The sequence below is a fragment of the Aliagarivorans taiwanensis DSM 22990 genome, from assembly GCF_000429505.1.
Lineage (GTDB): Bacteria > Pseudomonadota > Gammaproteobacteria > Enterobacterales > Celerinatantimonadaceae > Aliagarivorans > Aliagarivorans taiwanensis.
Window position 1 is genome coordinate 108,920 of record NZ_AUBZ01000007.1, and the last position, 21,918, is coordinate 130,837.

Annotated in this window: 22 protein-coding genes and 1 rRNA gene; 9 read left to right on the top strand and 14 right to left on the bottom strand. The window is 53.2% G+C overall.

What is annotated here, in order from left to right; all coding sequences use genetic code 11:
- Window positions 1-6: 6 nt before the first annotated feature.
- The 4 genes from G462_RS21965 to G462_RS0106845 form a co-directional block, all read right to left on the bottom strand.
- Window positions 7-489 carry a NifB/NifX family molybdenum-iron cluster-binding protein gene (locus tag G462_RS21965; RefSeq protein ID WP_051326585.1) on the bottom strand — a complete coding sequence of 161 codons (483 nt, stop codon included), beginning with the start codon at window positions 487-489 and terminating at the stop codon, window positions 7-9.
- The gene (gene nifN, locus G462_RS0106835) at window positions 476-1,852 is read right to left on the bottom strand and encodes a nitrogenase iron-molybdenum cofactor biosynthesis protein NifN (RefSeq protein WP_026958334.1); all 1,377 of its coding nucleotides are present in this window, start codon (window positions 1,850-1,852) and stop codon (window positions 476-478) included. Before nifN ends, G462_RS21965 begins: the two co-directional genes overlap by 14 nt.
- Window positions 1,845-3,302 carry a nitrogenase iron-molybdenum cofactor biosynthesis protein NifE gene (nifE, locus tag G462_RS21970; RefSeq protein WP_051326586.1) on the bottom strand — a complete coding sequence of 486 codons (1,458 nt, stop codon included), beginning with the start codon at window positions 3,300-3,302 and terminating at the stop codon, window positions 1,845-1,847. Before nifE ends, nifN begins: the two co-directional genes overlap by 8 nt.
- 558 nt (window positions 3,303-3,860) lie before the next feature.
- Window positions 3,861-4,280 carry a hypothetical protein gene (locus tag G462_RS0106845; protein ID WP_026958335.1) on the bottom strand — a complete coding sequence of 140 codons (420 nt, stop codon included), beginning with the start codon at window positions 4,278-4,280 and terminating at the stop codon, window positions 3,861-3,863.
- 782 nt (window positions 4,281-5,062) lie between these two features.
- On the opposite strand from G462_RS0106845, the gene G462_RS0106850 reads away from it, so the two are divergent.
- Window positions 5,063-6,046 (top strand): patatin-like phospholipase family protein, encoded by a 984-nt coding sequence (locus tag G462_RS0106850; protein WP_051326587.1) that lies wholly within the window; start codon window positions 5,063-5,065, stop codon window positions 6,044-6,046.
- A 220-nt stretch (window positions 6,047-6,266) separates the two neighbouring features.
- Window positions 6,267-6,473, top strand: a complete 207-nt coding sequence (locus G462_RS21975; protein ID WP_035477018.1) for a DUF2986 domain-containing protein — start codon at window positions 6,267-6,269, stop codon at window positions 6,471-6,473.
- 14 nt (window positions 6,474-6,487) lie between these two features.
- On the opposite strand, the gene G462_RS0106865 is transcribed toward G462_RS21975, so the two are convergent.
- The 6 genes from G462_RS0106865 to nifH all read right to left on the bottom strand — a co-directional run bounded on the left by G462_RS0106865 (window position 6,488) and on the right by nifH (window position 11,949).
- On the bottom strand, window positions 6,488-6,769 hold the full coding sequence (locus G462_RS0106865; RefSeq protein ID WP_035477021.1) for a DUF6129 family protein: 282 nt from the start codon (window positions 6,767-6,769) through the stop codon (window positions 6,488-6,490).
- Window positions 6,745-7,452, bottom strand: a complete 708-nt coding sequence (locus tag G462_RS21980) for a NifB/NifX family molybdenum-iron cluster-binding protein (RefSeq protein WP_051326588.1) — start codon at window positions 7,450-7,452, stop codon at window positions 6,745-6,747. Before G462_RS21980 ends, G462_RS0106865 begins: the two co-directional genes overlap by 25 nt.
- A 34-nt stretch (window positions 7,453-7,486) precedes the next feature.
- Entirely contained in the window at window positions 7,487-7,699 is a 213-nt protein-coding gene (gene nifT / locus G462_RS0106875) for a putative nitrogen fixation protein NifT (protein ID WP_026958338.1), read from the bottom strand.
- 123 nt (window positions 7,700-7,822) lie between these two features.
- Window positions 7,823-9,394 (bottom strand): nitrogenase molybdenum-iron protein subunit beta, encoded by a 1,572-nt coding sequence (gene nifK, locus G462_RS0106880; RefSeq protein WP_026958339.1) that lies wholly within the window; start codon window positions 9,392-9,394, stop codon window positions 7,823-7,825.
- 114 nt (window positions 9,395-9,508) lie between these two features.
- Window positions 9,509-10,975 carry a nitrogenase molybdenum-iron protein alpha chain gene (gene nifD / locus G462_RS0106885; RefSeq protein WP_026958340.1) on the bottom strand — a complete coding sequence of 489 codons (1,467 nt, stop codon included), beginning with the start codon at window positions 10,973-10,975 and terminating at the stop codon, window positions 9,509-9,511.
- A gap of 29 nt (window positions 10,976-11,004) precedes the next feature.
- Entirely contained in the window at window positions 11,005-11,949 is a 945-nt protein-coding gene (nifH, locus tag G462_RS0106890) for a nitrogenase iron protein (protein WP_281171848.1), read from the bottom strand.
- A gap of 668 nt (window positions 11,950-12,617) precedes the next feature.
- On the opposite strand from nifH, the gene G462_RS0106895 reads away from it, so the two are divergent.
- The 4 genes from G462_RS0106895 (at window position 12,618) to modC (ending at window position 15,672) form a co-directional block, all read left to right on the top strand.
- On the top strand, window positions 12,618-12,824 hold the full coding sequence (locus tag G462_RS0106895) for a TOBE domain-containing protein (protein ID WP_026958342.1): 207 nt from the start codon (window positions 12,618-12,620) through the stop codon (window positions 12,822-12,824).
- 360 nt (window positions 12,825-13,184) lie between these two features.
- The gene (modA, locus tag G462_RS0106900) at window positions 13,185-13,937 is read left to right on the top strand and encodes a molybdate ABC transporter substrate-binding protein (RefSeq protein ID WP_026958343.1); all 753 of its coding nucleotides are present in this window, start codon (window positions 13,185-13,187) and stop codon (window positions 13,935-13,937) included.
- Entirely contained in the window at window positions 13,937-14,608 is a 672-nt protein-coding gene (gene modB / locus G462_RS21985; RefSeq protein ID WP_026971402.1) for a molybdate ABC transporter permease subunit, read from the top strand. Before modA ends, modB begins: the two co-directional genes overlap by 1 nt.
- Window positions 14,605-15,672, top strand: coding sequence for a molybdenum ABC transporter ATP-binding protein (modC, locus tag G462_RS0106910; protein ID WP_026958344.1), 1,068 nt, complete (start codon window positions 14,605-14,607; stop codon window positions 15,670-15,672). Before modB ends, modC begins: the two co-directional genes overlap by 4 nt.
- 9 nt (window positions 15,673-15,681) lie before the next feature.
- On the opposite strand, the gene G462_RS0106915 is transcribed toward modC, so the two are convergent.
- The 3 genes from G462_RS0106915 to G462_RS0106925 are packed head-to-tail and all read right to left on the bottom strand — an operon-like array spanning window position 15,682 to window position 18,071.
- The gene (locus G462_RS0106915) at window positions 15,682-16,605 is read right to left on the bottom strand and encodes a 5-oxoprolinase subunit C family protein (RefSeq protein ID WP_026958345.1); all 924 of its coding nucleotides are present in this window, start codon (window positions 16,603-16,605) and stop codon (window positions 15,682-15,684) included.
- Window positions 16,587-17,294, bottom strand: a complete 708-nt coding sequence (gene pxpB / locus G462_RS0106920) for a 5-oxoprolinase subunit PxpB (protein WP_026958346.1) — start codon at window positions 17,292-17,294, stop codon at window positions 16,587-16,589. Before pxpB ends, G462_RS0106915 begins: the two co-directional genes overlap by 19 nt.
- Window positions 17,295-17,330: 36 nt before the next feature.
- Window positions 17,331-18,071 carry a 5-oxoprolinase subunit PxpA gene (locus G462_RS0106925; protein WP_026958347.1) on the bottom strand — a complete coding sequence of 247 codons (741 nt, stop codon included), beginning with the start codon at window positions 18,069-18,071 and terminating at the stop codon, window positions 17,331-17,333.
- 394 nt (window positions 18,072-18,465) lie between these two features.
- On the opposite strand from G462_RS0106925, the gene G462_RS23820 reads away from it, so the two are divergent.
- From G462_RS23820 to G462_RS22000, 3 genes are all read left to right on the top strand, one after another.
- The gene (locus tag G462_RS23820; protein ID WP_051326589.1) at window positions 18,466-18,897 is read left to right on the top strand and encodes a FixH family protein; all 432 of its coding nucleotides are present in this window, start codon (window positions 18,466-18,468) and stop codon (window positions 18,895-18,897) included.
- A gap of 109 nt (window positions 18,898-19,006) precedes the next feature.
- Window positions 19,007-20,206: a cytochrome-c peroxidase gene (locus tag G462_RS21995; RefSeq protein ID WP_169720147.1), complete on the top strand. Its 1,200-nt coding sequence runs from the start codon at window positions 19,007-19,009 to the stop codon at window positions 20,204-20,206.
- On the top strand, window positions 20,203-21,195 hold the full coding sequence (locus G462_RS22000) for a hypothetical protein (protein WP_051326591.1): 993 nt from the start codon (window positions 20,203-20,205) through the stop codon (window positions 21,193-21,195). The genes G462_RS21995 and G462_RS22000 overlap by 4 nt, the downstream gene beginning before the upstream one ends.
- Before the next feature lie 474 nt (window positions 21,196-21,669).
- On the opposite strand, the gene rrf is transcribed toward G462_RS22000, so the two are convergent.
- Window positions 21,670-21,785, bottom strand: a 5S ribosomal RNA gene (gene rrf / locus G462_RS0106945).
- Window positions 21,786-21,918 lie beyond the last annotated feature (133 nt).

The window sequence follows — 21,918 nt, forward strand, 5'->3', positions numbered from 1 at the left end:
CTAAGGTTAATATTCCCATTCTTCTTCCAGCATCTTGGCCAGGCGCTCCAACTGAACCTTGCCCTTAAGCATCCAATTGGCTGGGCTGTCCAGATACTGTTTATGTAAGTCCTGTAGCAACTGATGGATATCGCTGCAGTGGTCCACCATCATCACCTTGATGCCGGCTTTTTTAAGCATCAGGGTGGCCGACGCGCCGCAGGCCACGGTGTACACCGCATCGACATCTTGCAGTTGGTCGATACGCGAGCGTAGCTTGCTCTCGTCGTGACCCGCCTGATGGCCCGCGCCACGTTGAGAGCTTCGGTGCTTCATCTGCAGCACCTCCAGCAGCTTGGCCTCATCTTTGCTAATGCCATACACCACAAAGCAGTCGGCGCTACCGAAATGCTGATTGACCTGTTTACGATCGTCGCTGGCAAAGGCCACCAGAAAGTCCATCTGCTGGCTTTCACCTACCACCTTCAAACAACGCTCAACGCCCTCCATAACTCAGATCCTCCGGTTGGAAGCGATAGGGGCTATGGTGGGCAGGCACTTCATCGTGGTGATTGGCCTTGAGCAGGTTGGCCATCTCAAACAGCCGCGCTCGCGCCCCTTGGTAGCCCAGTTGCAAGCGTTCGCTGTTGCCAAAACGGTCATGACAGGGGTAGCCCAAACGATGCACCGGCACCGCCGGTTCGCACAGGTTGGCGCAGTGGGTATTACCCAGCACCAGCTCCACGCTATCCAGTTTGGGGCGCAATGCGGATAAGTCGCCGACCACCACTTCCTTGGCCGAAAGCTGCTTTAAGGCATGGTTATTTAAGGTGGTCACCACCAGCTGCAGGTCAACGCCAATCTCATCGAGCAGCGCGGAGTATGCCAATACACAATCAGGCTCGGCGGCGAGCGCCATCGGCGCGGACGACAATAGAAAATGGGTATCCAGCAGCGCATCTTGCAGGCGGCGGCGCTCACGGGAAATCCACGCTGGAACCGGGTTACCACTGATCTGACACAGGCAGTTGATCAGCGCATCGCTGCTCGCCAGACCCATGCCGAAGACTTGATAAGGGGTGCCAAACTCACGCTCCAATAGCTGGGCGCTATCGAGTAAGGACTCGCCCAACACCAAGGTATAGCGGCTATGCGGCAACTGACGCAGCTGCTCAAGGCCAGTGCCACCGGTGCTGGTGGGGCTAAACGAATCGGCGGCCAGATGGCCATCCAGCGATGAGCCCAAATCGGGCAGTGCAATACTGTCGAGGCCGAGGGCATCGCAGTAGCGTTGCAGCAGCTCCACATCGGCAGCGTTGTAGGTGGAAGAGCACAGCAAAGTGACCAGCGGACGCTGGCTGTCTCTGACTAAGGGTGGTTTCGCGCGTGGCCCAAGCAGCACTTGTTCCAGGCAGGCCTTTACCGCAGCGGCGTAGCCGCTCTGTAGCGAGCCGCTAAAGTCGGCGCTGTTCACCGCCACCACCACGATATGGTTAAACTGCGGATGGTCCTGATAGAACTGGTGCACCAGCCGCTGAAGATCGCAGCCCTGCATCTCGGTCAGCCCGGTACTCATTAGCATGATCATCTCAGGCTGGTGCTTCTCGGCGATCAGCGCCAGTGCCGACACCACGCTGTCATCGCCGCCCATGACTGCAGAGATCTGATCCACCGCGGTGTTTTGAAACGGCATCGGTTCACGAAAATGTTGGATAAGGTAGACCTTGGCAAAGGCGCAGCAGCCTTGGCTGCCATGAAATAGCGGCACACACCCGGCCAAGCCCATGGCGGCTAACGCAGCACCGGTCGCCTGGCTGGTTTTTAAGGGCTGCTCGACCAAAGGGTCTTTGGCGATACGGACAACATTACTCATCGCGGGCCTCCTGCGCTTTGGCTTGATCTGTTTTAGGGGCTTTATCAATTTGAGGGGATACGACTGTTTGAGGAGCTTGTTCCCAAGGTGCTGCACTGCGCACATGCGACCAGATTGGGCTCTCCAAGGTGCGGCATAGCTCTTTGGCAAAGGTCAGCATGCCCGCGTAACCGGCGTATGCGTGCTCGCGCTCTTGGTTGATATCGAGGAAGGGCAGGCGCGCTTTGAGGGCGGTGTACATGTTACGGCCACCCGCAATCATCAAGTCGGCGTTATGCTGATCCACCGCGCCGAGCAGCTGGCTGGCACCGCCCTGCTCTAGCATCAGGGCGTCTTCGCCCATCAGCTCGCGGATCTTGCTTTTGTCTTCGGAGGTGGACTTGCGGGTACCGGTCGCCACTACCTCGATGCCCAGCTCTTGTAGTGCCGAAACCACCGACCAAGACTTCACCCCACCGGTATAGAGCAGGGCTTTTTTACCCTCAAGCCGCGCTTTATAGGGCGCAAGCTGCGCGCGGATATCCGCCTCTTGCTCGCCGATAAGCTGTTCGGTCTCAGCGATAAGCTGCTCATCGCCCACTAAGCGGGCAAACTCACGCAGGGCGTTGGAGGTATCCTCTACCCCATAAAAACTGCCCTCAAACCATGGGATCCCCCAGCGCTCTTGCAGATGGCGCGCCACGTTAAGCTGGGCGCGCGAGCACACCACCATCGCCGCATCGGCGCGATGCATGGTTTGGATCTCGTGGAAGCGGGTATCACCAGACATACAGCTCAGCACCCGATAACCTAAGCATTCCAGCAGCGGCGAGACATGCCAAAATTCCCCAGCGATGTTGTACTCGCCAATCAGCACAATATCGTGCACCGTGCGGGATGGGTCGTGCTGCATCACTGGCTTGGCCGGCGGCTCGGCACTGCCGATCACATGCTTGACCATCACCTCGCCGGCGATCCGGTTACCGAGGTTCTTGCTGCCGTAAAAGCCCGCTGCATCCACCGGCACCACCGGGATCTCCCAGCGACTCTCGGCCAGCTTACAGATGGCATTGACATCGTTGCCTTCCAAGGCCGGCACACAAGTCATATAGACAAATACCGCCGGTGGCTGATGGCGCTCTATCACTTGCTTGATCGCATGCAGCAGGCGCTTCTCGGCGCGCCCCATGATCACGTCTTGCTCGTTCAGGTCGGTAGTGAAGCCAAGGCGGAACAGGTTACGGCCACTGGCGCGAGTGCCACGGTTATTCCAGCTGTTGCCAGCACAGGCAATCGGCCCGTGCACAATATGGGCGACATCGGCTATCGGCAACAGGCTGATCTGCGCGCCATCGAAGCAGCAGCCCCCAGCGGTTGCGCCGGGGGTGGGCCTGGCACAGCCACCCTTGTCACCTTTGTTGTCCGGGCAGGCCGGCTCATCCAGTAATTCTGCAATCTCTTTTCTTTTCATTTGCCCCTCTTTGGTTCCCTTGCTGGCAATAGCTAGCACTACGCAAGAAACAAACCTTATATAAGCCACTGTTTTTTATGGGTTTTGCATTGTTGGGTTTACGACAATTAGCAAGGTTTGAAGGACACACTGCACAAGAATGGCCCTTTACGATGGTGGGATGCATTTAGATGAACGAACAACTGGAGATGATGAAGCAGATAAAGCCTCAAGGTGGTCCTTTACAACCGAACAACTTCAGGATACTTATTCGGCGAGAGTTTACAGGCACTCAGACAAGCCACTGTTCCGCATATCTAGTGGTCTAAATCAAGGAACGGTATTGCGACATGAGGGGTTGTGCAGTGAGGACTTGGGTTGTTACAGAGTATGAGTGTTTAAAATTTCGAGTCTTGCGCTTCTTTGGATGCTCCACCCTACGAGCAAGCAGCCCTATCACTCCCATTTGGTGGTACACAGCAAGAACGATGCTGATCCTTAAAATTTCCCCATTAGTAAGAGAGTTACAGACAAGCGCATCCAAATGCACTTGTCATAGTCAACAACCACGGTGTAGCCCTAGCCAGCTAAAACCTCATCCACAAGGTTGTAGCGGGGCGCTACGGCTAAAACGAAAGCGATGCCTTTGATCAGCCCAACCTCAACCTCCAACCCACTTTTCAAGGCCTCGCCTAGGGCGCGTTCTGTACAGATAACAGGGATCCCTGACACCACTATCTCTCGCTCCCCCTCTACTGTAGTTAACTGCATGGGTCCCTCAAGACGGTATACAGGGACTTGCTTCACCTTGGTGTCACTGAGCTTACTGAGCGCAGCCAGTTCTTGGGGATCAGCAGGACGAGAGGACTTGTCTACCAGCAACGATTGAGTAGCGTTTTTAGCTTCTTTAATGTTTTTGCGTTTTTTAGCATCTTTCAAGCTCTGCTTGAACATTATGTAGGCAAAAATAAACGTCACTAAGCTAAACAATAATTCCATGAAACACCTTCACTTTATTTTGAGATAACACACTGCCAGCAGACTAATTTGAACCAAGATCATGAATGCTTTATCTAAACGAGCAATCCACACTCAACTGCATATTCGCGTTCTACGATATGCAACAGGCAGCGCCTCAATCTAGCATTTAACCCATTTAAATCAATGGCTTGAAAAATATCATCGGGAAGAAATGTGAGAGTTATAAGGTAGTCGCATAAACTTCGTGGCGCATATTGATGCCAATATTGGGTAGGCTGGTGGTCTCGATTATGTAGGCAACAGACTGATCTGCGCACCATCGAAGCAGCAACTCAGCAATCTCTTTTTTATTTGCCCTTTTTGATTCCTTTGCTGGTAATAGCTAGCACTGCGCAAGAACTAAGCCTTTTCTTAACTTATTGTTTTTACTGAATACAGATATATCGCAAATACGACATAGCAGGCGCAAAGAGCTTAGCACCCGTTGGATTGGGATAGGGTAAATGAAAAAGGCGAAAACCTGCATTGACTCTAGAACCATACCAGAGTGCATCATCTGTTTACGCCTTCAGCAACACGCTGATTGCGATAGCAATTAATCACCTAAATGAAAGGAAAACGCATGAAAGGTAAGCACCTTATCCTGATTGCATTGGGTCTGGTGGCACTAGCGTTAGCAATGACCTAAGCCACAGCCTGACCAATATTGTCCAATCCCGCCGGGTATCTGGCATTTGCTCGGTGGGTGCGGCAGTGCCCCTTTTTTTAACTAACCACTATTTTCTAGTACTGATACCACGATGACGACCGACTCACTGTTAACACTTGGACCAAGCTGCCTGGTTGTTCAGGGTGGCGGGCAGAAGGCGACCTTTGCCGCTGGGGTATTGGACAAGTTTATGGATGAAGGCTTCCACCCCTTCAGCACCCATATCGGCACCTCGGCAGGCGCACTCAATCTGGCCTCTTACATCACCCACCAGCGGGGGCTGAGTCTGGACTTTATCCTCAACTACACCACCAAAGAGCGCTTCTTTGATCTGTGGAAGTTTGTCCGAGGCCGGCAAGCAATGAACCTGGATTGGGCATTTAGTCTAGTGGGGAGTGGCGAGTTTAACCTCAATGTCGCGCACGGTATTCAGCGCCATCGACAGGGTAAACAAGCATTGGCCTGCGTAACCTGTGCCGATACCTTTGAAGACCACTATTTCCCGATTTTTTCAGAGAACTGGCTGGAGATCCTAAAAGCGACCTGTGCGATCCCTTTTCTGTACCAACAGCGCATCGAGTTCGCCGGTAAACGCTGGGTCGATGGCTGCGTATCGGCCAATATTCCGGTCATGGAAGCGGTGCGCCGCGGCTACCAAGACATTGTGGTGATCCAAACAACCCCCTTGCATCACCAACAAGGGCCGCTGATGAGTTTCTCACAGCAGCGCACGCCACAGCGCCTGCTAACAAAGTGGTGGCAGCAGCTAAAGACCTTCGACTACGAGCAAGTGCTTAACGATGTAATCCGCAGCAGTTCGCGATATGCGCATCGAGTGGGCTTGAGTGCCAACCACACCGAGCTGTTAGAAATGCTGGCTAGTCATATCGACAATAGCGAACAGGTCCTTGAGTATCTCGAGTGCCCCATGCTGGGAGGCCATGTTCAGCGCATTGCGCCAGAGCGCCCACTCCACAGCCGCACCTTACTCAGCGACAAAAATGATATGTTAGCGGACTACAAGCACGGCAAGGCGGTGGCGACCTTATTCTTGCAACAACGGGGCACAATCTAATACCAATCTGGATAAGTTAATGGCCAGATATTGCGCAGGGAAAATCATTGAAGACAAGGACACGCTTGCCGTAACTAGTGGACTAATTACAAAAGCGCTGACGCTGTCATCGATGATTTTAACCAGCAAGAATGATCAGTTACTTATGTAGATTGGTATAAGCCATGCAAGGGGCTAACATCTGCTATGCTTCACGCCCCGAGCTAACAAGGCCAGTACCGTGAACCGTAAAAAGAAGATTATTCAGACCCTGAAGAAGAAGGCCAAAAAGGCCAACGCCAAGAAACATGGCGCGGGCAGCAGCAAGCCCCGCTATATCTCTAAGGCAGAGCGCGCGGCGCAGCAGGCTGAGGGCACTGACACAACAGCCACTGCAGAGCAGCCAGATCCTCAAACGCCTTCTGAAGACGAGGCTACTTCTTCTTGACCATTACAGCCCCGCTACTCCTCTTCGTGTAAGGCAATGATCACCCCGGCTGCCGACTCCAACTGATGGGTGAGCCGGGCACAGCCCATGCTGCGTGCCATTAGGTGCAGGTCAAAGCCTTCGTGGGTTTGGAAGGGCTCGCGCTCGAACATGTCGTCTTCGCTACAAACGATCATCGGCAGGCCCGGATAATGTTGGCGTAACTGCTGGATAGCGGCCTCTTCAGGCTTCGCGCTGATCTCGAGGACCAGCTTTTCCAACAGTTGTGATTCTATTGGTGTGTTTCGCATCGACATTCTTGCTCTCCTTCACAGCTCGCGCTAACGCCGAGCAGCTTTGCCAGCCAGCGCGGTAAGTCACTGCGCATCACGGTTTGTAGCCGCTCAAGTACCGGCTCCGACTCTTGTGGCAATAGTTGCTTAAGTGGCAGGATATCAGCGCGGGTAAGCTTGGCGGCAGCCGGCCCGCCAATCGATAGGGTCGCCAGCAACTGGCAATCGCTGATTAAGCTCAGCAAGTAGTCGGTACGAGCATCGCCGTGTAACTGCTCTTCGACCTCGCGCACCGCGCATAGCTGGTAGCCTTGAGCGCTTACCTCAAAGATCAAAAAGCGCAGGCATGAGCCAAAGTGACCATCGACTTGTTGCTGATTATTAGAGCTCACAGCCAACCGCAACACCGGCCCACCTAGATCCACTTGCGGTGGGATGCTCGGCGCTTCCATCGCAGCGACCTCGGCGGAACTTAGAATGGCGTACAACTGATTGACCTGACTACGCTCCACTGTTTGCCCGGCCTCTGCGAACATTTGACGCAGTTGCTTGGGGCTGAGCGAGCGAAATTTCTTTTCGCTTAGCGGCTCACCGCACTGGCTAATCAGCAGGTTAATCAGGGCTTTGGTGCCCACTTCAGGTACCGCTTTGGCGGCCAAAGCCAGGCGCAGTGCCAGGCTATCGCTGATCGTTGCAGTTGTACTCATAGTCCTCTCCTATCCTTTCCTATCCTATCCTTTCCTATCCTGCGCGACGGGCGCGTAGGGTTTTCGGCAATGATGGGGCCTCGCTGAGCGGCTCGATATAAAACTCGCTGCCATCGGCCAAGATAATGTTACCGCCCCAACGGTCGGCTTGTTGAAACTCCAGGCTGGCAACCGCCAACTCCAGATCTTTTTTGGCAATGTAGGCCTGCAGGCCATCATCGGTTTGACTGATTATCAGATTCGGCATGGGCCTTTCCTTGTAAGAGAGCCGTGTAGTTGGGCCTTGTTACTAAGCGCTTCCGTTTAGAAGCGGGAAACAAGCAGGAAGCGCACAGCGGCTTCCTGCTTGGTGTTAGGGGCAAGCCCTCAACTAGCGAACTAAATCGTAGCCGTAGTCGGTGCGTCCCATTTCGCTGGTATCCAAGTCCAACTTCGCCAGTACCTCGTTAACCAAGGTGGTCAGCATGTACATGGCACCCTCGTAACCGAGCGTGGCATTGCGATGCAGGTGGTGGCGGTCGAAGATAGGGAAGCCCAAACGAATCAGTGGTACTTCAAACTCTTCGCCTTTGGCCTTGGTATCACGCTGGATGAACTTGCCGTAGGAGTTACCAATGATGAAGTCCGGCTTGTTGGTGAACACCAGCGAGCGGAAGTGCCACAAGTCCTGCTTGAAGTAGATCTCGGCATCGGCCGTGCCTGGGGCTTCGGCGATCAATGCGTCCATCTTCTTCTTCCAACGCTTGTTACCGTTGTTACACAGGATGTGTTTCACTTCACAGCCCAGCTCTTGCAGGAACTTAACCAGACCCAACAGGTAGTCTGGATCGCCGTATACAGAGAAGCTGATGTTGTGCAGCCAGGTGTGGGAGTCGGTCATCATGTCGACCAGACGACCACGGGCTTTGGCCAGCGACTCTGGGATCTCTTTGCCAGAGATCTCGGCAATCTTCATCAGGAATTCATCGGTGTAATCCAAGCCCATTGGGATGTTCAGGGCTGGCACCTCGTGCTTCCAGGTGTTGTCGATGAATTTCTTGGTTTTCACCAATTGATCCGGTTGCAGCAGCACGGTGGTCAGTGCGTTCGGTGCATCCTTCATCTCGGCGATAGGCGTGCCGCCTGCATACATGCGGTATTCACCATCAGCCGGGGTGTCTAGCACCTCGCTTGGGTCACACAGTAGCGAGTATTCCACGCCCATCTCTTGCAGCATGCTGTGGATCACTCGGTAGTTGCCCAGATAGGTCTCAAAACCAGGAACGATATTAATCTTGCCATTGCTACCCACCTCTTTATCTTCCATTTCATTGAGGGTGAAGTAGCGCATAAAGCCTTCGAACATGCCGTCCCAACCGGTGGTATGGCTGCCCACGAAGCTCGGGGTGTGGGCAAACGGAGTTGGGAAGTCTTTGTCGATGTAACCTTCCGCCTTGGCGTTACCAATAAAGGCGTTTAAGTCATCACCGATGACCTCGGCCATACAGGTGGTCGACACCGCGATCACCTCAGGCTTGTACAAGGCCAGTGCATTCTGCAGACCATCGAACATGTTCTTTTGGCCACCGAAAACCGCTGCATCTTCAGTCATGGAGTCGGATACACAGGCGACCGGCTCTTTGAAGTGACGGTTAAAATAGGTGCGGAAGTAGGCTACACAACCTTGCGAGCCGTGCACGTAAGGCAGGGTTTTCTCAAAGCCCAATGCGCACAATACCGAACCCAATGGCTGACAGGCCTTGGCAGGGTCAATCGCTACCTGCTTACGGGCAAAGTTCAGCTCTTTGTATTCCTCGGTGGTGGTCCACTCGAAGACCTCTTTTACCTTGGCTTCGTCGAAGCCATCCTCGTGTTCGCCACGTTTTTTGGCGAACAGTTCCTGGTATTCCGGCTGTTGAAACAGCGGGTAACCCGGTTTGATTTTATCTACTGTTTGACTCATATCTATTCTCCTCCCGCGCCACTCATCTGTGAACTACGGGTGAGTGAAACTTGTGAATGCCACTGCGCTTGCTCTTCGCTCACACTGCATCCGCTCTTTCTGATAAACCGACATTTAAGCGGCCGCAGCTTCGCTGTCTTTCTCTTGTTTCCAAGGTGGAGTCAGCTTGTCCCAACATGGGTTGTTCAGCGTCATGTCCATATCGCGGGCGAAGATGGCGAAGCCGTCGTAGCCGTGGTAAGGACCGGAGTAATCCCAGCTGTGCATTTGACGGAAAGGAATACCCATCTTCTGGAAGATGTACTTCTCTTTCACACCAGCACCGATCAGGTCGGGCTTGAGCTTCTCGGCAAAGAACTCCAGCTCAAAGCCGGTGGCATCGTCGAATAGCAAGGTGGCGTCTTTCACTTCGGGCGTGGTTTTGGCGTAGTCATCGTTATGTGCGAACTCATAGCCGGTACCCACGATTTCCATACCTAGGTCTTCATAGGCACCAATCACGTGACGAGGGCGCAGGCCACCGACATAGAGCATCACTTTCTTGCCCTGCAGACGTGGCTTGTACTTGTCGATAATTGGCTGCCACTCGGCGCGATATCTGGCGATCACTTCCTCGGCCTTGGCCTGGATCTTCTCGTCAAACTTAGCGGCGATAGCACGTAGCGACTCTTCACACTTGGTAGGACCGAACAGGTTGTACTCCAACCATGGAATACCGAACTTCTCTTCCATATGACGGCAGATGTAGTTCATAGAGCGGTAACAGTGCACCAGGTTGAGCTTCACCTTAGGGGTGTTTTCCAGCTCGGTCAGGGTGCCATCACCCGACCATTGGGCGACCACGTTCAGACCAATCTCTTCGAGCAAGATGCGCGATGACCAGGCATCACCACCGATGTTGTAGTCGCCGATAATCGCTACGTCGTACTCACCGGCTTCAGCTTGCGCCGCTTCTGGGTCGGTGCCATCTAGCACGTAATCGCGCAGGGTATCGTTGGCAATGTGGTGACCCAAGGATTGGCTTACACCACGGAAGCCTTCACAACGTACCGGTACGAGGGTTTTGCCGATTTCAGCCTTTTTAGTTTTGGCCACGGCTTCGATGTCGTCACCAATCAGACCGACCGGACATTCCGACTGGATGCTGTAGCCCTTAGCCAGTGGGAACAGGGTTTCCAGCTCATCGATAATGGTGGATAGCTTCTTATCGCCACCGAATACGATGTCACGCTCTTGGAAATCAGAGGTGAAGTTCATGGTGCCGAAGGCATTTACCCCGGTGTAACCGGTGTAATAGTTACGACGGCCGGCACGTGAGTACTGACCACAGCCAACCGGACCGTGCGAGATGTGGATCATGTCCTTAATCGGACCCCATACCACCCCTTTTGAGCCTGCGTAGGCACAACCACGGGCAGTCATTACGCCGGGTTGAGACTTACGGTTAGAGGTAATGCACTTACCCTCACCATTGGTCTCGTTGACCGCCAGGTGTTTGGCACGATCTTTCTGGGCCTTCTCGGGATAGACCTCGAGAACCTCGTCGATCATCGCCTGAGTTGTTTGTTTATCCATAGACATAGTTGTCTCCTTACCTTAACGCGTCGGGCTTAAGCGGTTTCGACGGCTTTACCGATGATGGAAGTGTCTTCTTCATCCATGATGCCGAATTCCATCAGCAGCTCTTCCAGCTCATCCATAGTGGCTGGCTCTGGCACGACAAACAGTTCGTTCTCGATGATCTTCTTGGCCAGGGTGCGGTATTCATCAGCCTGGTTACATTTCGGGTTGTACTCGATCACGGTCATACGGCGGATCTCAGCTTGCTGAACCACGTTATCGCGCGGTACGAAGTGGATCATTTGGGTACCGATCTTGGCAGCCAGTGCTTCAATCAGCTCATCTTCGCGGTCACACTTACGTGAGTTACAGATCAGACCGGCCAGACGCACACCACCTGAGCTTGCGTACTTACAGATACCTTTCGAGATGTTGTTAGCGGCGTACATCGCCATCATCTCACCCGATACCACGATGTAGATTTCTTGGGCTTTGTTTTCACGAATAGGCATCGCGAAACCACCACATACCACGTCACCGAGTACGTCGTAGAACACGAAATCCAGGTCTTCTTCATAGGCGCCTTCCTCTTCCAGGAAGTTGATCGCGGTGATTACACCACGGCCCGCACAGCCAACACCTGGCTCTGGACCACCAGACTCAACGCAGCGCACACCGCCGTAGCCAACTTTCAATACATCATCCAGCTCTAGATCTTCTACCGAGCCTTCTTCTGCGGCCATTTCCATAATGGTGTTTTGCGCTTTTGCGTGAAGAATCAGACGCGTAGAGTCAGCTTTAGGGTCACAGCCAATAATCATGACTTTTTTACCCGCTTCAGCCAGGGCCGCTACCAGGTTCTGTGTAGTGGTGGATTTACCGATACCACCCTTTCCGTAGATTGCACATTGACGAATTGCCATAGTCTTAATCCCTAAGTTGTTTAATAAAGCGGTTCCGCTCAGGCTATTGCCAAAACCACGCCACAAACCCACATGGGAATTAAGCCCATGTTTTTATTGAATTTTATTATCAAGGTGAGATTTATCCCCGAGCCTAAAGCCATACAAAATGTCTGGATTTGTTGGCTTTGGTACAAACAACGCGCTCATGTTCTTGTCGGTGTCATCACAACAAATGAGTGAGGCGCTAAAACATTCATGCTTGAAGCAATACTATGTGGGAGGATAAAGCTAAGGGTGGCGATTATAGAGATAAGTACTGGCGTCGATAGAAGTAAGTAAGATACAGCGCTCAGCAGCCAGCGCTAGGTAATCGACTTAGTACGTAAACCTGTTGCTTCTATAACCATCGGGGCACTCTTAAGCCATTAGATGCCAGTCAATCATCGCCCGATATCGTCAGAAATATGGAAAACTCGTCTTTCCCCTAAAAGAGTCAAAACCCTCAAGCCCTACTATGAATAGTCAAACGAGGGCCGGGCGCTAGCTCAAATCTTTAGCATCTTCCTTACTACTCGTTGTATTAATACGCCCGCTATTAATCTCGTTAACAACGGCTTAATCAGTAATACATCGTGCAACACTTGTGACTCAGTTCTGTTCAGCTTGAGCCTCTCTATTGGTGTTTCCGCTATCAATAAGGTCTGTTAGCGTGAATACGCCAGGTAGGCACCTGGCTTAATATTTTTTAAGGAAGAAACATGAAATTAAGTGCACGAAACCAACTCACCGGAACCATCAAGTCAATTCAGGAAGGCGCGATTAACGATGAGATCGCGATTGAGCTGTCAGACGGTGTTGTCGTTACCTCGATTATCACCAAAGGCTCTGCTAATTCCCTTGACCTAAAAGTAGGTGGTACTGCCACGGCGGTAATTAAAGCCAGCGATGTCATGATCGCGGTTTAATATGGAATGAGTGATATGGCCTTGCTCCTATCAAGGCCATTAAGCTTATTGATGGAATAATCCCCCAGTCATCTTCCAACCAAGCAACTATCTGTAAATATCAGCAGGCCGTGCAATAGCGCGACACAAATTCTCAACTAGTTGGGTTTAAACTCACTCTCCCGGCCTCAGGTACAGTTTTTGCTGAATTCAATTATCTGCAGCATGTTGCTCATCGATATGTCTGGCAATACGTGGCGCACGCCAAGCGCAGTGCAGGCTCGAGGCAGCATTCAGATTTGCAGATGAACCTGTGCTAACACGACAAATTGTTGTTTTTGATGGAATTAGCACATACTGGACAAGTCTTAAGGAGAAGTAATGAAGTCTTTATTTACACTACTAGCCAGCATTTTATTTTTTTCCCACGCCCACGCTGCTCAAGTTAGCGTGGCGGTTGCTGCCAACTTTACCAAGGTGGCACAAGAGCTACAGCAACAGTTTGAGGCCGAAAGCGAACACTCGGTCAGCTTGTCATTCGGCTCAACCGGCAGCCTGTATGCGCAAGTCATCAACGGAGCGCCCTTCGATATCTTCTTGGCGGCAGACTCTCGTCGCCCTAGCCTGCTGGTTGAGGAAGGCTTGGCAGACTCTGAGCAGCACTTCACCTATGCCATTGGTCAGTTGGTGTTGTGGAGCAAGCAAGGTTATGGTGATGATGTTCAACAAGCCCTGTACAACCCTCAAGACTTCGAGCATATCGTGATCGCCAACCCCAAAACTGCGCCCTATGGCGAGCAAGCATTGGCAGTGATGGAAGCGTTGGGGGTATATGGCAGCCTGCAGGCCAGTGTGGTGGAGTCCAACAATATCGCCCAGACCTACCAATATATTGAAGGCGGTATTGTCGACCTTGGCTTTGTCGCCCTCTCTCAGGTTATCAAAAGCCAAACCATGACCCCCGAGTACGCGTGGGTTGTTCCCCAAGAGCTGTATGCCCCCATCAAGCAAGATGCGGTGCTGCTTAAAACTAGCGAAGACAACCCAGCTGCCCAAGCATTCTTCGAGTTTTTACGCTCTGAGCAAGCCCTGAACACCATTCATAGCTATGGCTATCGCAGCGGAGGCGAGTAATGTTTGATGCCTTGAACTGGCCGGTGATTGTCACCACCTTGCAACTTGCCAGCATGGTCACCCTGTGTGTGCTGCTGTTGGCCTGCCCGCTGGCTTGGTATCTCAGCCAAAGCCGCGGTAAGTTGCGCGACTTGGTGGCTGCCGTTACTAGCCTGCCTTTGGTGTTACCACCGACCGTTCTTGGCTTTTATTTACTGATGCTGCTAGGCAAGCAAGGCCCGCTGGCCAACTCGCCCATCGGTGCGCTGGCGTTTACCTTCAGCGGCATCGTTATCGCGTGTAGCATTCACACCTTGCCGTTTGTGGTACAACCGCTGCAAAACGCCTTTGAAGCCTTCGGCAAACGCCCCTTAGAGGTGGCAGCAACGCTTGGCGCATCGCCTTGGGATCGCTTCTTCAACGTTGCGCTACCGCTGGCTAAGCCCGGCTTGTTCCATGCGGCTATTTTGGGCTTTTGCCACAGCATCGGCGAGTTTGGAGTGGTACTGATGGTGGGCGGTAATATTCCCGGCAAGACCCGGGTGATCGCACTGGAGATCTTCAATAACGTGGAATCGTTGAACTACCAAGCGGCGCATCAGCTCGCCTTCCTCACCGCCGCCTTCTCGCTGGTAGCGCTGCTACTGATCAACCGCTTTAAGAATGCCACACGCCACGAGGTGCACCCATGAGTGAATTGCATCTGGCCATCGACCATCAGCGTGACAGTTTTCACCTTAAGCTAGATCTCACCCTTCCCGGCAGCGGGATCACCGGACTGTTTGGCCCCTCCGGATCGGGCAAGACCACCTGCCTGCGCGCCATCGCCGGCTTGGAGCGCTTAAGCGCCACCACGGTGAGCTTCAACCAACAAACCTGGCAGAGTGAAAGTGTATTTGTTCCCACTCATCAGCGCCCGATTGGCTACGTGTTTCAAGAGGCTAGCTTGTTTGCCCATCTGTCAATCCGCGACAACCTGCTGTTTGGCTGGAAACGCCTGCCTGAATCCGAGCGCCAACTTCAGTTCGATGATGTGGTGGACCTGCTGGAGCTCAGCCCCCTTTTAGATCGTGCCCCAGGGCAGCTATCCGGCGGTCAACGCCAGCGCGTTGCGATTGGTCGCGCCTTGCTACGTGCGCCTCAGCTTCTGCTACTGGATGAACCATTAAGCGCGCTGGATCATCGCCTGAAACAGGAGATCCTGCCCTATTTTCAGCGGATCCATCAGCAACTCGGGATGCCGATGGTCTATGTCAGCCATAGCGCCGATGAGCTCGCCAAGCTGGCCGATCACTTGGTGGTGCTCGACCAAGGACGCTGTGTGGTTTCTGAAGCCAGTCACTTGGCCTTGCAAGATCCCGCCGCGGAAGCCTTTTATGACCATGGCTTGAGTAGTGTATTGGAGGGAGAGATCGTCGATCACCCCAGTGAGCACCTGTGTGCGATGTCACTCGGCAAGCAGCAGCTTATTGTCAGTGGCGACGGCGAGTTGGGCCAGCAGCAGCGTTGTCGGATATTCGCCAACAATGTCAGTTTGTGTGTGGTGCCCCCCGGGCGAAGCTCGATACTCAATATACTGGAAGTTAAGGTTGTTGAAGCACGACCCAGTCAGCGCCCCGGCGAAGCGCTGGTGAAACTGCAGCTGCAATCGGGCCAGTGCCTGCTATCGCAGCTTACCCAATACTCGTTAGAGCGCCTGAATATAAAGCCTGGTGATCAACTGTGGGCGCAGATTAAGGCTGCGGCTATCGCTTAAAGCTCGACGCTAGAACTCAAAAAAACGCAGAAAACTGCGCCACTTCTCGCTTTGCTCATCGAGATCAGCGGGTACAAAGCGAATACCTGTGCCCGGGCGCGCTTGTGCCAAGGCGTTCAGGCTCAAACGAGCAACACAACCCAATTTTGGGTAGCCCCCCAAGGTTTGCCGGTCGTTCATTAGCACGATGGGTTGGCCATCCGGTGGGATCTGCACCGCGCCTTGGGCGATCCCCTCAGAGACTAGCCCTGCATGCTGCCAGCTCACGACGGGGCCGCTCAGTCGGATCCCCATACGATCGCTCTCAGGCTTCACCTTATACTCACCTTGGTAGAAGGCCCGTTTTGCCGACTCGCTAAACAGCGGCGCTTGGTAAGACTCAATCAGTGAAAGGTTTAACTGTTCGGGATAGCGGCCCTGAAAGGCCTTGGGCACTTCGCTATGAAAATTGGCCAGCAGTTGCTTAGCCACCGGCAGCCTATCACCCGCCTGCAGTGACAGTCCGTCGCGCAGGCCACCTAAGCGATTACGGGTTACTGTGGCCACCGAGCCAAGGGTTTCTGTGACCTGAAAGCCGCCTTCCACCGCCAGATAAGCGCGTAGCCCCGCTCTGGCGTAACCGAGTTCAAGCAGCTGCCCTTGGCGCAGGATAAAGCTTTGCCAGTTGGGCTGGGCAAGGCCATCAACCTTGGCAGCCATCTCCGCGCCACAGAGGGCGAGTTTTACATCGCAAGAGGCGCGAAAGCTGGCATTGCCCATAGTGAGCTCAACCACTGCAGCATTGCTGTGGTTTGAAAGCAGCCGATTCACCCAGCCGAAGGCGTGTAGGTCCATTGCGCCGCCGCTACTTAGCCCCTGCAGTGCCACGCCGTAGCGTCCGCAATCTTGCAGCAAACTCAATACGCCCGGTTTGACTACTTCCAGTCCTGACATATCTGCCCTCCCAGCTCGATAAACTGCTCGCGGGAGACCGGCTCGAAGCGCACCTGCATCCCCACTTCAAACGGCGACGTCGGGCTGTGCTTAGGGTCAAATAGGGCTAACGGGCAGTTGCCGATGATCTGCCAGCCACCGGGGCTTTGCTGCGGGTAGACCGCGGTTTGCCGCTCGGCAATCCCGACGCTGCCCGCAGGCAGTTGTAGCCTTGGGGTTGCACGACGCGGAGCTGCGATACGTGCGTCCACCGAGGCGAGAAAGGCAAAGCCGGGAGCAAAGCCGATGGCGCAGACGGTGTAGACCTGTTGGCTATGGATTTCGACCACCTGCTCTTTGGCCAAGCCGGACGATGCCGCCAAGTCATCAAGATCAGGGCCAACCTCACTATGGTAATACACCGGCAACGTTAGCGTTTGTTGCTGAGCATGCCCGCTCGCTTGGCCACTTTGCAGCAAGGCATGTTGCTCCAACACCGCCCGCTCGAGTTGCTTGCGACTGATCCGCAACGGATGAAACTCTAACAGCAAGGAGGTGTAAGACGGGACCACCTCCACCAAGGCGCTAGGTAGTGCTGCTTGCAAGGCCTTGGCAAGAGCGGCAATCGATACCGCTAGGCTGGGGTCGATTACCTCACTAAGGTAAACAATGCAGTGCGTCTCACTGACGGGCTCGAAACGAAGTGTCATGCGATAGAGCTTATCCTTAGTCTTTATTCTTAGTCCTTATCCTTGCGGCGGCTTCAGCGCTTGGGAGAGGGTTTGCACCATCGCCACTGATTCCGGGTTGTCGCCATGTACACACACGCTATCGGCCTGCAGAGGGATCCGCTCACCATTGATGGCGGTGACATAGCCGTGGCGCGACAACGTCATCACCTGCTCAATAATAAGCTCAGGCTGATGGAAAACCGCCCCTTCCTCAGTGCGAGGTAATAGCTCACCGAGGGGGGAGTAGGCGCGATCGGCGAAGGCCTCGAACAACAGGGTCACCCCTTTCTTTTCGGCGTAGCGCTGGTAGTCGCTGTTATCACTGCGGGCCAGCACCATTAACTTGGGCTGCTCCGACATTGCAGCCACCCCAGCCACTACCGCCTTAAAGAGGCTCTTGTCGCGCATCATATCGTTGTATAGCGCGCCGTGGGGTTTGACGTACTCAACAGCAGCTCCCTTTATTCGGCAAAGCGCCTGCAGCGCCCCGACCTGATAGGCGACCAAATGGTTTATCTGCGCCATGGTATGGGGAATGGAGCGTCGGCCAAAGCCCTGCTTATCGGCATAGCCCGGATGGGCGCCAATGGTGACGTTATGCTTGAGCGCCAGCGATATCGTTTGGGCCATCACATCGGGGTCGGAGGCATGAAAGCCGCAGGCAATGTTGGCCATATCAATCCATGGCATAACCTGCTCATCTAAACCCATCTTCCAAGCACCAAAGCTCTCGCCTAGGTCACAATTCAGTTTCATCCTTTCTACCTCTGGATTGTTGGCAACGCTCAGATTAACCGCAGCATGTCGTCATCGGTGTGTACGGTAAGTGACAGTTGCAAAAAAAAAACGACTGATGTCGAACATGCAAACAACCATCGTTAAGATCACTGTCCATTCTACAAGCGCCCTAGTAAGCCCTTGTTTCATTACTAAAGTTATGACGAATCACGCATACCCACTTCATCTAATAGTATCAAACTCCCCCAGCTTTCTGGACAACAAGCCCTGTCTCCTCAGAAGGCTGGTCTCTGCGTCAGCTCACGTTAACCAGAAAAACCTCGCATTCTCGGCTCAATATTTTTAGCAATTATTGTATTTGACCAACTTGCCACTTATTGTCACTTATATTATTAGCGAAAAGGAAGCTGCTATGCCCACGATTCAAGGGGCACTAGGCCCCGGTTTTCAGATCGTTATCCTCTACTTGCTGCTCAGTAACGCCGGTCACGCTAATGATTTTTCGTATCTGCGGGAAAATGACGCGAATGGCAATGTCTGGGAGATACGCTTAGCAACCGCCAGCCCTCCACTCAATCAAATCCACAGTTGGTACATCTCAGCATTTAACTCAGAGGGACACCCTTTAACAGACCTAACCTTGTCGATATCAGGAGGAATGCGCGCACATGGCCACGGCTTGCCAACCACCCCCAAGGTAAGCGCAGAAATTTCGCCCGGCATCTACCAAGTCGACGGTATTAAGTTCCAGATGTGGGGGGAATGGCAGGTGCAGTCTGAGTTAACGGATCAACACGGAAACACGGTAGGTAACCATGAGTTCGAGTTTATCCTTGCGCCTTAAGCTAGCCGCTCTATTGCTAGTCGCATTGGCTACATTATGGCTGCTTGTAGTTGACTTACAATCACCGATAAACCAAGCGCCGCTTCAGTGGAGCCCACAAGAGCGGGCAATGCTTAATAGCCTTCGTTTGCCGAAGCGCCTGCAGCCAAGGGATCCTTCCAATCAGTTCTTAGATTCACCACCCGCAGCGCAGTTAGGCCATCAACTATTCTTTGATAAGAGGCTAAGCGGAGCAAAGGATATGGCATGTGCCACCTGTCATATTCCTGAGCACTACTTTACCGATGGGCGGCCATTGCCCATCGTTGCGACTAATACAAGCCTGAGCGAGTTGCCCACCCGCCATACTCCTACTGTGGTGGGTGCCGCACTGCATCGCTGGCAGTTTTGGGATGGCAGAGCCGAAAGCCTATGGGCGCAGGCTCTAGGGCCGCTCGAGAATCCGCTTGAGCACAATAGCGACCGGCTGGCGATTGTACGGTACGTGCTAAACGAATATCGCTTAAGCTACTTACAAGCGTTTCCCAATAGCGAAAGTACGCTCCCTAAGCTCGAACGCCTTCCCGAGCATGGCAGTCCGCTGAGCCACGTCGCTGAGTACCAAACCAACTGGCGACAATTGAGTGGTGAGCAACGTAGTGAGATAAACCATGTGTTCGCCAATATCGGTAAGGCACTCGCGGCCTATCAAGCCAAGATCCTTCCCGATGAGTCGCGATTTGACCGCTTTGTTGATGGCTTAAACCTGCCAACCGACAATCAATCGCTGAGTTATCTCGACCTACACGAGCAAGCGGGACTAAAGCTATTTATTAGCGAACAGACCGGATGTATCCAATGCCACAACGGACCGCTATTCAGTAACAGCGACTTTCAAGCCACCCTATCCTCAGCTGAGATTATTCCCGAGCGAGAAGGAAGAGTCGCTGGAATAGCGCTCGCCCACGCAGATCCGTTTAATTGCCGGGGGATCTACTCCGATGCGCCGGATTCCTGTGACGAGTTGGACTTCGCCAAAGTCAATGGCATAGAGCTACAGGCCGCCTTTAAGGTGCCCGGGCTGCGCAATGTAGCCAAAACAGCCCCTTATATGCACGACGGTGGCTTTGCCTCGCTCTCAGAAGTGCTTCGTTACTACAATCAAGCCCCCATGCATGGCTTTAGCCACAATGAACTTCAGCCCTTACGGCTACAGCCCTACCAGCTGAAGCAACTTGAGTCGTTCTTAGTTGCCCTAAACAGCGAGTTAATAACAGACGCTTATTGGCTTACGCCCCCCACTCCCCCTTCGCAAGGAGATAACTCATGAGCATAGTTAAGCGAATGCCTGTCTACCCGTACCTACTTCTGCTACTACTGCCAGCCCCCAGTTACGCCCATGTCCGTTGGTTTAGCGACCAAGCCGTAGCCAACGCCTATCTACCGTTCGATGCGATCAGCGTAATTATGGCCGCGCTGGTGATCGTGCCATGTTTGCTGCTAATCCCGGTAGCATGGTCATCTTCTATAGGAAACCTAGTCAACAAGTTATATGTCGAACGCATTCACCTGTTTTGGTACTTGTTGCTGGCTGCGATCTGCATATACCTGCTCGCAAACCTGCTAATGGGAGATTTTCTCGCACCTAACTTGATCTTGCCGCCAAGCTTGGCGCTCTATGGTTTGTTACTGCAATCAGCCGTGCTGGTCTTACTGCCGATTAGCGTATCACTGGTAGGCATTGCGTTATGCCTGGTCGCGACATTGTTACTGATGGTATTCGACATTGGCTTGGGGATAGATTACTTTTTTGAGTTCTTCGGAGTCGGACTCGCACTGGTCTTCATAGGTCCATCAGTCTCACTAGTTGATACCAAACTCGCCTTGAATCTAAACCTTGAAGCGCATGGACTGCGCAAAAAGGCGGTAACCTGCCTACGCTGGGGCTTAGGCCTGCAACTGGTCGTCCTGGCGGTGCACAACAAATTCTTAGAGCCCAGCATCTCTTTTGCCTTTCTCCAGCAGTTCCCGGAGTTTAACTTCTTCCCGCTACTCGGGTTTAGCAGCATTACCGATGGCCATTTCGTACTCTGGGTTGGCCTTGCCGAAGCCGTACTCGGAGTAATGCTAATCGCAGGGCTAGCTACCCGCTTAGTGATCCTGGTACTAGCCGTTGTCCTCACCATCACAGCGCTATTACTAGGTATGCACGAAGTACTCGGGCACCTACCAATCTTTGCCGTGGCGCTGGTGATTCTATTTGAAAGCCCCAAACAGAGATTAAGTGGTAACGCAGTGTTGGATCCACAGGTGGCTTAGATTGCATCCCAAAAGCTACTTACACATAAGATGGGTTGCACGAGAGGCGTACTTAGCGGCTCCCCAAGCTAAACCCGGTCAGTGGCGCGTGTGCTGAATGCAAAAGGCCCCACCCTTCAGCTACTGGCTCGGTATCATTGCTACACCGCGAAGCCTTTCACATGGGGGAGGAGCAGGGGTTTCGAGAAGCAGCGCTTCGAGCCTGCTCGCTGGACGCCCCACCCTGTTGGCTGATGGGGATGTCGGTCACTGGCAGGGGCCCAATACGAAAAAAACCAGCCGTTAGGCTGGTTTTTCGGATTGGGTGCCTGGCAGTGGGACAGGGTTTCGCAGAGCTCAACCCGCTACGCAGGGAGGAATGAAACTGTTCATTCCTCTTTTCCCTGCTTCGCCCTACTTTCGAAAGTAGGTCAGTTTAGTGTGCGAGGAATGCAAAAAGGCCCCGCTCGTTAGAGCAGGGCCTTCTTATTGAGAGCCTGGCAGTGACCTACTTTCACATGGGGAAGCCCCACACTATCATCGGCGCAGTTGCGTTTCACTTCTGAGTTCGGCATGGAGTCAGGTGGTTCCACAACGCTATTGCCACCAGGCAAAAAACGGTGTCTTTAAGCAATTCGGATAAGTGATGATTTTAAATCTGGAGTTCAAACAAGCATTTCTTGTTTAGGTGAACAACAACACCCCTTAGGTGTTGTATGGTTAAGCCTCACGGGTAATTAGTAC

What these genes read in the sequence shown, in the direction of transcription:
- G462_RS21965 (WP_051326585.1), bottom strand. Translation starts at nt 489, where the DNA reads ATGGAGGGCGTTGAGCGTTGTTTGAAGGTGGTAGGTGAAAGCCAGCAG.
- nifN (WP_026958334.1), bottom strand. Translation starts at nt 1,852, where the DNA reads ATGAGTAATGTTGTCCGTATCGCCAAAGACCCTTTGGTCGAGCAGCCC.
- nifE (WP_051326586.1), bottom strand. Translation starts at nt 3,302, where the DNA reads ATGAAAAGAAAAGAGATTGCAGAATTACTGGATGAGCCGGCCTGCCCG.
- G462_RS0106845 (WP_026958335.1), bottom strand. Translation starts at nt 4,280, where the DNA reads ATGGAATTATTGTTTAGCTTAGTGACGTTTATTTTTGCCTACATAATG.
- G462_RS0106850 (WP_051326587.1), top strand. Translation starts at nt 5,063, where the DNA reads ATGACGACCGACTCACTGTTAACACTTGGACCAAGCTGCCTGGTTGTT.
- G462_RS0106865 (WP_035477021.1), bottom strand. Translation starts at nt 6,769, where the DNA reads ATGTCGATGCGAAACACACCAATAGAATCACAACTGTTGGAAAAGCTG.
- G462_RS21980 (WP_051326588.1), bottom strand. Translation starts at nt 7,452, where the DNA reads ATGAGTACAACTGCAACGATCAGCGATAGCCTGGCACTGCGCCTGGCT.
- nifT (WP_026958338.1), bottom strand. Translation starts at nt 7,699, where the DNA reads ATGCCGAATCTGATAATCAGTCAAACCGATGATGGCCTGCAGGCCTAC.
- nifK (WP_026958339.1), bottom strand. Translation starts at nt 9,394, where the DNA reads ATGAGTCAAACAGTAGATAAAATCAAACCGGGTTACCCGCTGTTTCAA.
- nifD (WP_026958340.1), bottom strand. Translation starts at nt 10,975, where the DNA reads ATGTCTATGGATAAACAAACAACTCAGGCGATGATCGACGAGGTTCTC.
- G462_RS0106895 (WP_026958342.1), top strand. Translation starts at nt 12,618, where the DNA reads ATGAAATTAAGTGCACGAAACCAACTCACCGGAACCATCAAGTCAATT.
- modA (WP_026958343.1), top strand. Translation starts at nt 13,185, where the DNA reads ATGAAGTCTTTATTTACACTACTAGCCAGCATTTTATTTTTTTCCCAC.
- modB (WP_026971402.1), top strand. Translation starts at nt 13,937, where the DNA reads ATGTTTGATGCCTTGAACTGGCCGGTGATTGTCACCACCTTGCAACTT.
- modC (WP_026958344.1), top strand. Translation starts at nt 14,605, where the DNA reads ATGAGTGAATTGCATCTGGCCATCGACCATCAGCGTGACAGTTTTCAC.
- G462_RS0106915 (WP_026958345.1), bottom strand. Translation starts at nt 16,605, where the DNA reads ATGTCAGGACTGGAAGTAGTCAAACCGGGCGTATTGAGTTTGCTGCAA.
- pxpB (WP_026958346.1), bottom strand. Translation starts at nt 17,294, where the DNA reads ATGACACTTCGTTTCGAGCCCGTCAGTGAGACGCACTGCATTGTTTAC.
- G462_RS0106925 (WP_026958347.1), bottom strand. Translation starts at nt 18,071, where the DNA reads ATGAAACTGAATTGTGACCTAGGCGAGAGCTTTGGTGCTTGGAAGATG.
- G462_RS23820 (WP_051326589.1), top strand. Translation starts at nt 18,466, where the DNA reads ATGCCCACGATTCAAGGGGCACTAGGCCCCGGTTTTCAGATCGTTATC.
- G462_RS21995 (WP_169720147.1), top strand. Translation starts at nt 19,007, where the DNA reads ATGCTTAATAGCCTTCGTTTGCCGAAGCGCCTGCAGCCAAGGGATCCT.
- G462_RS22000 (WP_051326591.1), top strand. Translation starts at nt 20,203, where the DNA reads ATGAGCATAGTTAAGCGAATGCCTGTCTACCCGTACCTACTTCTGCTA.